Source organism: Candidatus Zixiibacteriota bacterium, assembly GCA_021159005.1.
GTDB lineage: Bacteria > Zixibacteria > MSB-5A5 > UBA10806 > 4484-95 > JAGGSN01.
This window is the reverse complement of the sequence record JAGGSN010000015.1, coordinates 1-13015: the sequence shown is the minus strand read 5'-3', so window position 1 is coordinate 13015 and position 13015 is coordinate 1. Positions and strand designations below refer to the sequence as shown.

The window sequence follows — 13015 nt, the reverse complement described above, 5'->3', positions numbered from 1 at the left end:
ATCCGGAAATATCTATTGAAGCAAAATACAGAACACAGGTGTTTATAAAGATATTATAGCGGCTTATTGTTTTATATGTTATGGCTTAAGCAAGTTTCATCTATTATGTATTAATTGGAGAATTCTATTGAAAAGGCCGGACAGTAGTGAAATGATATCAAAATCAAATTTGTTTTTAGCAAGCTGAATTTCAGCATCCTTAAGAACAAGAGCTGCTAGTTTTTTTGATGGTCCTACTTTTCGACGGATTCTTTTTCCATTCGACCTAACGTCGATATAATAATTTTTCCCTCTTTTGTAAACTTTCCCCATCGCCTTGATCTTTTTGGACACTCAATGGTCATAAACAATTTCACCCATATTATACGAAAATGTTAATCGGCTGTCAGATAATATGTTACAATCAAGGAAAATAAATATGGGCGGTACTGGACTCGAACCAGTGACACCCTGCGTGTAAAGCAGGTACTCTAGCCAACTGAGCTAACCGCCCGATGATAAATTATAATATATAGGAAACTATCTCCAACGCAAATAAATTAATCTCGCTCCTAAAACTTAGCCGACCGCGGCGCTCTCGGAAACGGGATAACGTCCCGGATGTTGCTCATGCCCGACATGTACATCAGCATACGGGCAAATCCCAATCCGAAACCGGCATGCGGCACAGTGCCGTAACGCCTTATATCATAATACCAGTCTACTGTCGATTCATTTATGTTGAAGTATTTCACCTGGTCTTTAAGCTGGTCAAGACGTTCCTCACGCTGACTGCCGCCGATAATCTCGCCGATTTGCGGCACTAAAACATCCACCGCCGCCACAGTCTTCTCATCATCGTTGACACGCATATAAAATGCCTTGATTTTACGGGGATAATTATAAACCATCACCGGCGCCTTAAAATGATTCTCGCACAGGTAGCGTTCGTGCTCCGATTGGAGATCAACTCCCCAATCAACAGGGAACTCGAACTTCTTTTTTGTCTTAACTAATATTGAGATAGCTTCATCATAAGTGCATTGTATGAAATCAGTGTTGATAACGCTTTCAAGGGTTTTAATTCGGTCTTTATTTATCCATTTGTTGAAAAAATCCATTTCCTCCGAGCATTTCTCAAGAGCATAGCTAAAAATATATTTTAAAAATTCGCTGGCCAATTGCATATTTTCAAACAAATCACAAAAAGCCATTTCCGGTTCAATCATCCAGAATTCCGCTAAGTGACGGGATGTATTCGAATTTTCCGCCCGGAAAGTTGGCGCAAATGTGTAAACATCCCCGATAGCAGTAGCCATAAGCTCCGCCTCAAGCTGGCCGGATACCGTTAGAAAAGTCTCGGATGCGAAAAAATCCTGATTGAAATCGATACTATCATCTATTAACGGCAGGTTTTTCAAATCAAGCGAGGTAACTCTGAACAAATCGCCAGCGCCTTCAGCATCAGAGGCAGTTATAATCGGCGAGTGAACATAATAGAACCCTCTATCTTGATAGAACTTATGAATGGCATAAGCGATTTTACTGCGAAATCTGCTTATCACTCCGAAAGTATTAGTGCGCGGCCTCAGATGAGCGATTTCACGAAGGAATTCAAACGAATGACGCTTTTTTTGAAGCGGGTATTCTAACGGACATTCGCCAATGATAGAAATATCATGCGGATGCAATTCAATCTTGTGCTTGCGTTCGGGAACAGGCGTTAGTTTTCCCTCAAGACGAATTGAGGCGCCGAGCTTAGCCCTTTCCATATCAGCAAACTTATCGGGATTTTCGATAACTATCTGAAGATTAGATAGACAACTTCCATCATTAATCTCGAGAAAAGTTAAATCGGCTGAATCTCGACGGGTGCGTATCCAACCCATAACGATGACATCATCTATTGCTTTATCCGGTTGTTTTAAAATGCCGGCTATTTTTGTTTTTTTGAAATAATCCATAAATTACCCATGTTAAAAGTGTCTTATCAGGAAAACATATATAACATATTATCATCGTAAAAGCAAGACACGTAAAATATGAAATTTTAAATAATGTCATTATCAAACCCAAATCTTGTGTTTGCTACGTAAATATAGGATAAAAAAAACCGCCCCGAAAGGCGGCTTTATAATGATATTAAAATTCTCTTAGAAATTGTATCTTATACCAAGAAGTCCGCTAATCATATAAGGGTCATCCCATATATCAACTTTTATCTCTTGAGTATCACCGTTGATTTCTTCATTCTTTTTGATATAAGCGTCGAAAACATATGTAAACTTGCCCTCAAGGAAAATATCAAATTGACCGGATAGATTTCTTTCGATTCCGGCTATGCCAAAAACATGCCCTTTAGTTTCAAGGTAGTTGTCAACATAAACAACTTCCCACAAACCTGTTTGATCGTTTGCTCGAGCTTCTTCCCGTTTTGATTGTATAAAATAAAAACCGCCGCCAGCACCAGTATATAAATTATTGGATGACAGGTTTAAAAATTGATAGCGAAACATTGCCGAGAAACCCAAACCAGATTGCTTATTTTCCGCGGTTGTTTTCCCACTTGGAATACCATCCGGGATACCATCAAGGGAATCCATCGTAGCATCATAGCGGTCGTATGTTCTGAACCATTTTTCAACCTCAAATCCCATATCGAAATTTCCACCGGGCTTTCCTAATAAGAATCTTGCCCCAATGCCCGCTGGCCTTGAGTAAGCATCGCCTGGTTCTGAATATGAACCATGAACAGAAATCCTTAGATTCCAAAATTCCTGTCCTGAGGCTGGCATCGTGATTGCTAATAATAATATTGCTGCTAACATAAGCTTTTTCATTACTATCTCCTTTTCTCCATTTACATCTTTTGCTCAATATAAATATTCAATTCCCAAATTGCAAGAATCTATGTGATTTATTTTTGCTTTATTATTTTTTTATCTCCACCGAAAAGTTTTTTGAAAAATAATCTCCATACCCCCCAGACAGCTTCATAAACGATATTTTTTGACATTTTTGAGGTTCCTGATTGCCGGTCAATAAAAATGATTGGAACTTCCTTGATTTTAAAACCCGCTCGCCACACGAAAAAATTCATCTCCACCTGGAAACAGTAACCATTAGATTTTATTTTATCCAGCTCTAATGATTCGAGAACCTCGCGCCGGAAGCATTTAAAACCGCCCGTTGGGTCCATTACCGGCAGTCTGGTTATAAAACGAACATAAACAGCGGCGAAATATGATAACAACAGCCGCGACATCGGCCAATTTACAATACTTATGCCATTAATATATCTCGAACCAATTACGAGATCGGCTTCCTTGATACCCTCCCTGAATAGCTTGATATTTTCAGGATCATGTGAAAAATCAGCATCCATCTCCATTAAAAAGCCTATATTAGGCTGCGAAAGCCCATATTTGAAACCATCTATATATGCCGTACCCAGCCCCATTTTTCCGGGGCGACGCAATAAATGAACGCGCTTAATTTTCGATTTGATTGATTCGACAATATCACCTGTCCCATCGGGAGAATTATCATCAATTATTAAAATTTCAATATCATCACCCTGTTTAAGAACTGTATCTATTATCTTACTTATATTTTCTTTTTCATTGTATGTCGGAATACAAACTAAAATGTTCTTCATCGATACCTCGCCGAAAAAATATAATGTAATCCTCCCAATATAATAACTGACCAGTAACTAATCAACCTATCTGCGATAATAATTGCCGCCGTTTGTTCTTTTGTAAATCCAGCCGGCGTTAACGCCGCAAACATAAATAACTCGACTATGCCCAAGCCCGCCGGCGTAATAGGCAAACTCATCAATACTAAAGCTGTTTGAGATATGAAAATAGCCATCATAATATCGATTCTGCAGTCAAGCGCCCATGCTACAAAATAAAACCGAGCCGCCTCAGAAAGCCAGACTGCCATACTCTGGCCAAGCAGATTCGGGATTGATGAGGGCGATTTCAATAGCCCCTTTGTAAATGCTTCATAATGATCGCGAAATTTCTCCGGCAGGAAACGAATAAGCCATTTTGACCGCCATGAAAATATAATAAATAATAACACTACTCCGCTAATTACCACCAGACCGGTAATAATATAATTGCGAATTTCAGGCGAGGCGACCATATCGAGATAAAAGACACCGCCCAAAAGAACAAGCAGCGCAGTTGAAGCCAAATCAAATACTCGTTCGGAAAAAAGCACACCCAATGATTGCAGAAATGATACGCTTCTGTTTTTCTTCAGAAGATACGCTCTGTAAATATCCCCTATTCTTGCCGGAAGAATTGAATTTACAAAAAATGACAGAAAATATAAACGGGTCAATTCAAATGTCGGCAGGTAAATATTTGATTCTTTTAAAAATGCCCGCCAGCGATAACCACGCAGAGGGATAAATCCATAAAAGAAAATTATTCCGATAATAATATATTTGAAATCGGAGTTTCCTATTATTGCAATAGATTCAGTAAAATCGAACCTGGTTATAAATATGTATATGATAATCACCGCGGCGAGAAAAGCCGCCAATGTATTAAAGCTAAAAAACTTTTGCTTTATATTAACCTTTTGGTTCTCAGTAGTTTGATTCATCTTTTTAAGTTGGCTTGTTGTGTTTAACAACCGAAAAACTCTCCCAAAGAATATCAGCTTCAAAAAATAAGCGGCAAACAATTGGAATCCATGATATTAAATTATCATAGCAATGTAAATAAAAAAATGATGAGAGGATTGCTTTAAAATTAACATAGTGACTGAACCTCTTGCAAAAATGTAAAAATATTATTCTTATTAATATTTTCATTTCACTACTGTCCGGCCTTTTTTATAGAATTCTTAAAATAATACCCAACAATCGAAACTTGCTTATTTCATAACCCATAGAGCAGCGGGATGTTGGGCAACTCCGATAAACATCGGCACTTCATCTTTTATTTTGTTAAATATTTCGAGCTAAGATTTTAGTAATTGATTTTAATTTGATGATTACCCATTTGCGTCATTCCCCCGCCGCGGCGGGGGAATCCGGGAATCCTCCAGCGGCGGACGGGGCTATTTGCTAAACCAATGGCGGATAACAAAAATACCGTGCCCCGTGTCCGCAGACAGGCGGGCGTCGGCAGGCAGGAGCTGTCAGTATGAGCAATCTCTGGATTCCCAATCAAGTTGGGAATGACGCGGACAGTGTTGGGAATGACGCGGACGGTGTTGGGAATGAAGCGGGCAGTGTGGGAATGACATCATTATAGCATCCGTCTAAGGCGGACAAAAGGAATAAACCCGAAGCGTTTTTTCGGCCGGATTATATAGCATCCGCCTAAGGCGGATAAAAAAACGGACAGTAGTGTTTTCATTTATGTCATTACAAGTTCGCCTTAGCTTACGAAATAATCTATACGGTTATAAGAATCGCTTCGTCGTCCGCTATGACGAACTCGCGATGACTGTTAATAATTTTTTTTAAAAAAGCCTCTACTATTTACTAGTCACTACTATCAAACGTATAGCGTTTGGTGAGTGAGTTGATATAATTTAATACGCCCTTTTTATTAATTCAGGGATAACTTGCTATATATCTGCAAATGATTTCACATATATAATGATGTTATCTATTTGAGGTATCACAAGGCAAGTAGCGTAAAACATTATATTATTATATGTTACAACTATTTTTCGTTGTCTCCATTTTTATATCATCATGGCAAACCTTTTGCATTTAACATTAAACATGAAAATGAGACTCGGCATTTTGGAAAAGACATGTAATGTTTGTATGTTTGTAGAGATAAATATTCAGGGAAGTCATTAATATTGCATGATTTAAATACTTGTTGACTTTGGAAATGAAATATTTTATTTAAATGCTGTGATTTTTTTAGCGAAGCAGCTTTAAGCATGAATAATAAGAACTTAGAAGGAATTTTAAAAGTTAACTAAATATAAAATTTTTAACATATTACATAACAAAGAAAGGAGGCAACAGCCTAAAAATTGAAATTTTTAGTTTTTATCATTAAATAAAGTAAAAGGAGAAGTAGTAAAATGAGAATTTTTTCAATTATTATTAGTGTTATGTTTCTTTGCGGTATTGCTTTAGCCGATAATGGTTATGTCGACAGCGACAGGAGTATTTCTAATACTTATAATTCGGTTAAAGGCGCAAATCCGAATAACCCGGAACAGCCGGCAGTTAATGATATTCAGGATTTCACCGGCGAAGAAACATTCGATACTAACCTCGGTGAGTTCACCAGTTATGCAGTTTCAGGTGATAATTTTATCTGGATAGGCACAGATGGAAATCCAGCCGGATGCGCATTTTTTGATGATTATGAAAGCGACAACAACTCATATTTGGTTTCCAACGGCAGCTATATAGTTCCTGATATCGATGATATCGCTTTTAATTTTGACCAGAGAGATGTCTGGCCAAGCTGGTATGAATTGCATGAAGTGTTGATTACAGAGAACTTCACAGGCGACCCGTCAACCACATCTTGGACACAGCTGTATGAAGGCGTAGCCCCTGGCTCATGGGCAAACACCGCCATTGATTTGGCGGCTTATCGCGGCGTAGCGGTTACTTTTGCTTTCCATTATACCGGCAACTATTGCGATGAATGGTACATTGATAATGTATCTGTTTCAGAAGCCGAGCCTCCGCCCCAGCCGGAATGCGAACAGGAAGCTGTTGGTCCTAATGGCGATTGGACCTTTGCTACCAGCGATGTCGAACTTGGCCCGTATGTTGTCTATGACAATTACATTTGCGACCATGAAATTGACATTGTCCAGTTCTACGGCCTCGACTTAGCCTATAATTCCGGCTGGGCTGAGTGCACTGAAGATCCTATGACCTTCAGCATAATTTTCTATCCTGATAACGGCTCAACTATGCCTGATATTAATAATCCCGTAGCCGTATATACTATCCAGCCTGAAAGAGTCAGCACCGGCATTTATTACGGCGGTGCTTATGAATTAATCGAATGGAATGCCGAACTTGATGAAACCTGTTCTCAATTAGAGGGCTGGCTTTCAATTCAGGGTGTTTCCGCTAACGGCGACAATTGCGTATTTTTATGGGCCAATTCTTTCGACGGCGACCTTATCTCATATCAGGATGCTACTTTAAACGGTTACGACTTGGCCAGAAATCTGCTGCTGAGAACCTCCGTTGATGAGCAAGTTGAAGCTGTGCCAACCAAAATTGATATGCTGACCAACTACCCCAATCCATTCAACGCTCAGACAACTATTGCTTTCTCACTTAAGGAAAGCGGTAATGTTACCATAGATATTTATGATGTCTTGGGCAGAAGTGTTGATAAACTGGAGATGGGTTATTTGCAGAACAATCAGATTCACACTGCTAACTATGATGCCAGCGAAATATCGACCGGCATATATTTCTACAGCCTGATAGTGGATGGCCAAAAGAAAGTTACCGAGAAATTCAATTTGCTGAAATAGCAATTTGTAAGGAAATGAATCTCAAGAATAGCGCTGCCTTCAAAGACGGCGCTATTTTTTTATAGTCCGTATTGTTCATAAATTTTAATCCAATATAGGCGGACTCTTCTACCAGAATTGTCGGAAGCAACTTCCGACAACACAAGGCAACTTCTAACAGGCAAGATAGCTTTTAACAGCGCAAAAACACTCTTCATTCTTAATTGATTCCCGATATTGTTTCTATCATATTATTGTCCATGAGATTAAAAAAGATTTGTAAAAAAAATTGATTTTATGAATATTTCGGGATAGCTGATGCAGCAATAACTTCACAACAGATGCCAAACGGGATATCTGCAATCAGCGGATATCCTAAAGATTAGTAGGTTGACAGAGAAACACCATGTCCCTTACTTTTCCAAACTTCTAAAAACATCTTATTGCGCTTTTAGAAAAGAAATGTTACCTTAAGCGCAATTTGAATTATCAGGGTGAATTCAATTAGCCGGAGGTATAGAAAAATCTGGTTGTAAATTGCTGAAACAATTCCAAGAAAACTAAGTCGGTATTAGCGAACCAAATAACATTAAAATATTAAAAAGGGAAAAAATATGGATACAAAAACCGCCGGTGGAATAATGATTCCTATCGAGAAGTATCCTCATATACAACATAACTACACTCTTCTACAGGCGATAATCGAATTTGAGAAAGCATCACTGGAAGTTTTCGGCCGCAAATCTCTTCCGCGAGTGCTATTGGTATTTGATGAAAAATACCAAATATTAGGGTTGGTGCGTCGAAGAGATATTTTCAGGGGTCTTGAGCCTGAATTTTTGCAAAACAAACCATTAAATTATCAGAATATATTACCTGATATGGAGATTGATCCCAATTTGGCAGAGATTTCATTTGCTGGAATCGATCATAAGATGAAAGAAACTGCCCAACGACCCGTTAGCGATGTAATGATTCCCATAGCCGCAACTGTAGATGTTGATGATCATATATCAAAAATTATGTACTTGATGGTCAGTAAAAATTTAGCCCTTCTGCCTGTTACAAAAGATGGTAAAGTGGTAGGTGTAGTGCGAAGCGTTGGAGTTTTTTATCATGTGGCTAAACATTTAGGCGTAAATCAATATCCCGAATCATCTACGGAAGATTAAGCTTTATGTTGGAAAAATTTTACAGCCAGAACGAAGGAGCTTCTAATCCGAGCGATTCAATCGAGATGCCGCATGAACTCGACCTGGCTACAAAGGTACGTCAAATTGACTGGAAAAGGCTATTTTTTATTTTCCTTGGTCTTGCCTTGTTCTGTATAGTGTATTTTTCTCCCGAATGGCCGGATGCTATTGATCCATCAGGCAAGCATTTCCCCCTCACTTATGAGGGCAAAGCCGCTCTTGGATTATTTTTATTGACAGCAACGTGGTGGGTTTTTGAGGTTATTCCGATTGGCGTAACAAGCATTGGTGTTGGCGTTATTCAGGCGCTGTTTTTAATCAGACCGGCAAAAACAGCTTTTAGCGATTTTATGGATCCCTCGGTGTGGTTTATTATAGGCTCAATTGTAATAGGAAATGCCTTCTCAAAAACCGGACTAACAAAACGAATGGCATATAAAATGCTGATGATGGTTGGTGAGCGAACAAATATGATTTATTTGGGCTGTTTTTTAATGACTGCAGGATTAACCCTGATTATGGCTCATACAGCTGTTGCGGCAGCTATTTATCCTCTGTTGATGGCTATTTACTCGCTATATAGCGAAGACCAGAAACCTACGAAGTTCGGCAAAGGGCTTTTTATTGGCATGGCATTTGTTGCCGGCGCCGGCAGCATTATTACTTTGCTTGGGGCTGCTCGCGGCGCTGTAGCTCTCGGATTCTTTAGAGATATTACCGGCAGTGAAATATCGTTTTTCGAGTTAACTTACTATATGGCTCCAATTGGCATAGTGATGGTATTATTATTGTGGGGATTTTTCATGGTGTTTTTTAAGCCGGAACATAAAACGATACCGGGCTTGCATAAAAGGGCAAAAGCTCTAAGCGATAATCTGGGTAAAATCAGCCGAACTGAAATTTTTACTTTAGTGATAGTTTTTTCCGCTATTATAGTATTAAGCTTGCGGTCGTTTGTCCCTGCTCTCGGTCAATTAAACAAAAGCGCAATATTATTGACTGCAACTATGTTGTTCTTTCTTCTCAAGATTCTTAAAATCGATGATCTTGAGAAAATACCCTGGAATATCATACTGCTTTTCGGCGGCGCTATGAGCATAGGCTTCTGCCTATGGCAAACAGGCGCGGCAAGCTGGCTGGCTATCGAATGGCTTGCCGTCTTTAAAGATGCCAACTGGTTTATTTTCGTTCTTGGTATTGCCCTATTCGTTCTTATTATGACCAATCTGATAATGAATGTAGCCGCAATTGCTATTTCACTGCCGGTTGCTTTCGTTATCGCTCCCTACCTCGGCGTTGCCCCGGAAGTCGTTTTATTTGCAGCACTGACTACTGCCGGTATGCCTTTTCTGTTTTTAGTGGGAGCGGCTCCTAATGCTATCGCCTATGAAAGCCGGCAATTTACAAGCGGAGAATTCTTTGTTGCGGGTATTCCCGCCAGCATTATGCTTATGATTGTATTAGCATTTTTTGTCTGGTTTATATGGCCTTTGATGGGTATGCCGACAACGATATAAGCTATCGACAGCTATCAATCGCAAGCCGCTTAGTTTAAGGGGTGTAAATGTGTCATTGGATGGAGAGTGTTGAGGCTGGTGTACGTCCTCGCCCCAAGGCACGTCCGTGCTTGGCAACCAGAGGAATTCCGTATAAATTTATAATTTATTTGTAGTTCGACTACAAAATTTGTGGTCAAAATCAGGGTTAATCAAGCAAATGTTACAATAAACACACCAATAACTGCCACAATGATAGCAATCGTTCGTTGAAGATTGATTTTTTCTTTCAAAATAAAAGCGGCAAAAATGAATATGAAAATATTACTGGTCTGATTCAAAGCCGCGGCAATCGAAGCTTGAGTAAACTTCATGCCCGCCAGCCACAACAGCATCGCCAGATAGGTACCAAAAAACGAACTTGATATCGTATAACGCCAGCTTTTTGAAGAATATAGCGATAAAATTATCTTCCGTCTCAGCGGATGAAATAATAAAACCAGCATTAGTATAATAACGCCTCCTATCAAGCGAACCTCGACAGCCCAGAGAAGCGGCGAATATTCCAGAATCGGTTTAATCATCACAAGCCCAATGGCGTTTGATGCTATAGATAATATTCCCCAAATAATTCCCCATAATAAATCATTGCGGTTGATATCGCCCCTGCCTTTAGGATGCGTTGCGGTCAGAACCGCTGAGATAATTAACACAACGCCAAAAACTTGAATCGCTGTCAAACTCTCGCCTAAAAAGATTATGGAAAGGACAATTATAAACGGACTATAAAAGCAATCTATAATAGCGGTCATGCCTGCGCCCAGCTTATTTAAACATTTGAAAAACAATGTGTCGGCTATGCCGATACCCAGCGCGCCGCTTAATAGCAATAATAAAATATCATTAACCGGCGCTTTACCTAAGTACGTTCCACCAAAAATATATAAAGTCGGGATAAAAAGAACTACGGCTAAAAGGTTTTTAAATGAATTTAAAGCAATCGGATGAACGGTTTCACCGCTTTTTTTAAATAATATAACTGCAAAAGCCCATACTATGGCAGTAAGAAGAGAAAGGGTTTCGCCCAAGTAGGGTATTTGCACCTCCTGTAAAAGGTTCAATTTAATTTTTACAGTTGGCGCAAAAGATATACGCCAATGTTTTAAATAGAAGTTAATAGATATGAATGTTTTATTCAAGGGAGAATTTCTACAGGATTTCCCCATTTATTTCAGAACTCAGATTAGCCTGCGGCCTTATTTACAGCTATTTATAAAATCTGATGGCCTGAAATTATTATTTTATTGTAAGGATAATAGACCAAGAATATATTTATGAATTCATTGCGAGTCCACTCTACGCGGAAGAAGCGATTTTGAGGTAGTTGCAGGTGGGCTTTTTCGCCTCTCTGCTCGCAATGAAATCTTAGGGGCATATTTTTAGTTGATTGAGACAACTTCATCGACCTGTTCCTTTTCAAATTCATAGAAATTGAAAATACATTATCCGGCGGCCAACCGGACGTGCTAATCTATATACAATCGCAGGCTCAAAATATTCCCAAATATTATAAGTTCAAATATCCTTTAGCATTTTGTGATTTTGAAAAAGAGTAAAAACCAGTCAAAACAGACTGCCTAAATTTCGGAATTTCTTATAATCTATTTGTAGTTAATCAGATAAGATTGCAAAAAGAAAATATGTTCTATGACATGCTTATGTTGCTGTCCTAAAATATGAACATGTGACCAAGCTTTACCCCAGCTTTGCCCTTTTCGCAAGGTATCCGAACAATGCCTTATCAAACGGCACCGAGGTATCCAGCAGATGGTAATCTATTAGCGAATCGCGGCATGAACGGGAGAAATACTCGATAAATTTCTCCAACCGTTCGATATATTCCTGCCTTATCTGATGAGGGTTAGTCAGAAGCAGCTGCCCCGTCTCCATATCCTTAAACCGCGCTTCCGCCTTATATTTAAACTGCCTTTCATACGGATCAAGTATCTGGAACACAATAACCTCATGATGACGGTGACGGAAATGTTTTAGGCCCATGAGCATTTTTTCCGGGTCATCGAATAAGTCGGAGATGACAATTATCAGACCGCGGCGTTTAGTGCGGTCGGCTAACTCATGGAAAGCCATTGCCGCATCGGTTTTTTCCGAGGGTTCGATTCTGCTCAGCTCTTTTAATATATTATTGATATGCGACGAGGCGCCTTTAGGCGGAATATATGACCTGATTTTCTTATCATAAACCAGAAGGCCGGGGGCATCCTGCTGACGGAGCATCAGGTATGACAACGCCGCCGCCAGATATGAGCCATACTCGAGCTTGCTTATATCGCCGGATTTATAGCCCATCGAGGCGGAGGCATCCAAAAGGATATATCCCTTGAGATTAGTTTCCTCCTCGAATTGCTTGATATAAAAGCGGTCGGATTTGCCGTAAACTTTCCAATCGATATGCTTGACCTCATCGCCGGGCATATACTGACGGTGTTCGGCAAACTCGACAGAAAAACCGTGATAGGGGCTTTTGTGAAGCCCCACGATAAACCCCTCGACCACTAAACGGGCTTTGAGTTCCATTCCGGCAAGCTTGCTTACTATGGCGGGGTCGAGATATTTGCGGTAATCGTTTGGCATATTGATATTATACATAAAAAAACAGATGATGGTTATAAAAAAATAGAGAAATTGGGGAAACTTTATAACGATTTCGAGTAGTAACTATGTTACAAAAAACAGTTGAGCCGGGTGCCCCATCCCCGCTACTGCGGGGTGGGTTAAGTGCAATACTCATAAATGTCGGGTTTAACGCTTACTTTGCTTATGCCAACTTGCTGGTGCATGAATGAT

General features: G+C 39.6%; 10 protein-coding genes and 1 tRNA gene. 3 read left to right on the top strand and 8 right to left on the bottom strand.

All coding sequences use genetic code 11. From position 1 onward, the window contains the following. Nucleotides 1-96: 96 nt before the first annotated feature. The 6 genes from J7K40_01200 to J7K40_01175 form a co-directional block, all read right to left on the bottom strand. Nucleotides 97-333 carry a hypothetical protein gene (locus J7K40_01200; GenBank protein MCD6161015.1) on the bottom strand — a complete coding sequence of 79 codons (237 nt, stop codon included), beginning with the start codon at nucleotides 331-333 and terminating at the stop codon, nucleotides 97-99. Nucleotides 334-419: 86 nt separating this feature from the next. Then, nucleotides 420-493, bottom strand: a tRNA-Val gene (locus tag J7K40_01195). Nucleotides 494-551: 58 nt separating this feature from the next. Beyond that, nucleotides 552-1943, bottom strand: a complete 1392-nt coding sequence (gene asnS / locus J7K40_01190) for an asparagine--tRNA ligase (protein MCD6161014.1) — start codon at nucleotides 1941-1943, stop codon at nucleotides 552-554. 189 nt (nucleotides 1944-2132) lie between these two features. Further along, the gene (locus tag J7K40_01185; GenBank protein MCD6161013.1) at nucleotides 2133-2819 is read right to left on the bottom strand and encodes a hypothetical protein; all 687 of its coding nucleotides are present in this window, start codon (nucleotides 2817-2819) and stop codon (nucleotides 2133-2135) included. A gap of 77 nt (nucleotides 2820-2896) precedes the next feature. Continuing rightward, complete coding sequence (locus J7K40_01180) at nucleotides 2897-3637, bottom strand: polyprenol monophosphomannose synthase (GenBank protein MCD6161012.1); 741 nt, start codon at nucleotides 3635-3637, stop codon at nucleotides 2897-2899. Further along, a complete protein-coding gene (locus J7K40_01175) occupies nucleotides 3634-4632 on the bottom strand; it encodes a flippase-like domain-containing protein (protein MCD6161011.1) in 999 nt (332 codons plus the stop codon). The genes J7K40_01180 and J7K40_01175 overlap by 4 nt, the downstream gene beginning before the upstream one ends. A gap of 1419 nt (nucleotides 4633-6051) precedes the next feature. On the opposite strand from J7K40_01175, the gene J7K40_01170 reads away from it, so the two are divergent. From J7K40_01170 to J7K40_01160, 3 genes are all read left to right on the top strand, one after another. Next, complete coding sequence (locus J7K40_01170) at nucleotides 6052-7482, top strand: T9SS type A sorting domain-containing protein (protein ID MCD6161010.1); 1431 nt, start codon at nucleotides 6052-6054, stop codon at nucleotides 7480-7482. A gap of 593 nt (nucleotides 7483-8075) precedes the next feature. Beyond that, nucleotides 8076-8633, top strand: coding sequence for a CBS domain-containing protein (locus J7K40_01165; GenBank protein ID MCD6161009.1), 558 nt, complete (start codon nucleotides 8076-8078; stop codon nucleotides 8631-8633). A 65-nt stretch (nucleotides 8634-8698) separates the two neighbouring features. Beyond that, the gene (locus J7K40_01160; protein MCD6161008.1) at nucleotides 8699-10171 is read left to right on the top strand and encodes an SLC13/DASS family transporter; all 1473 of its coding nucleotides are present in this window, start codon (nucleotides 8699-8701) and stop codon (nucleotides 10169-10171) included. A 191-nt stretch (nucleotides 10172-10362) separates the two neighbouring features. On the opposite strand, the gene J7K40_01155 is transcribed toward J7K40_01160, so the two are convergent. Together J7K40_01155 and J7K40_01150 are read right to left on the bottom strand one after the other, a co-directional pair. Further along, nucleotides 10363-11271: a DMT family transporter gene (locus J7K40_01155; protein MCD6161007.1), complete on the bottom strand. Its 909-nt coding sequence runs from the start codon at nucleotides 11269-11271 to the stop codon at nucleotides 10363-10365. 634 nt (nucleotides 11272-11905) lie between these two features. Continuing rightward, on the bottom strand, nucleotides 11906-12802 hold the full coding sequence (locus tag J7K40_01150) for a DUF58 domain-containing protein (GenBank protein ID MCD6161006.1): 897 nt from the start codon (nucleotides 12800-12802) through the stop codon (nucleotides 11906-11908). Between the last annotated feature and the right edge of the window lie 213 nt (nucleotides 12803-13015).

Excerpts from the sequence above, each read along its gene's own strand:
- J7K40_01160 (MCD6161008.1), top strand. The coding sequence starts at position 8,699 with ATGCCGCATGAACTCGACCTGGCTACAAAGGTACGTCAAATTGACTGG.
- J7K40_01170 (MCD6161010.1), top strand. The coding sequence starts at position 6,052 with ATGAGAATTTTTTCAATTATTATTAGTGTTATGTTTCTTTGCGGTATT.
- asnS (MCD6161014.1), bottom strand. The coding sequence starts at position 1,943 with ATGGATTATTTCAAAAAAACAAAAATAGCCGGCATTTTAAAACAACCG.
- J7K40_01180 (MCD6161012.1), bottom strand. The coding sequence starts at position 3,637 with ATGAAGAACATTTTAGTTTGTATTCCGACATACAATGAAAAAGAAAAT.
- J7K40_01185 (MCD6161013.1), bottom strand. The coding sequence starts at position 2,819 with ATGAAAAAGCTTATGTTAGCAGCAATATTATTATTAGCAATCACGATG.
- J7K40_01150 (MCD6161006.1), bottom strand. The coding sequence starts at position 12,802 with ATGCCAAACGATTACCGCAAATATCTCGACCCCGCCATAGTAAGCAAG.
- J7K40_01165 (MCD6161009.1), top strand. The coding sequence starts at position 8,076 with ATGGATACAAAAACCGCCGGTGGAATAATGATTCCTATCGAGAAGTAT.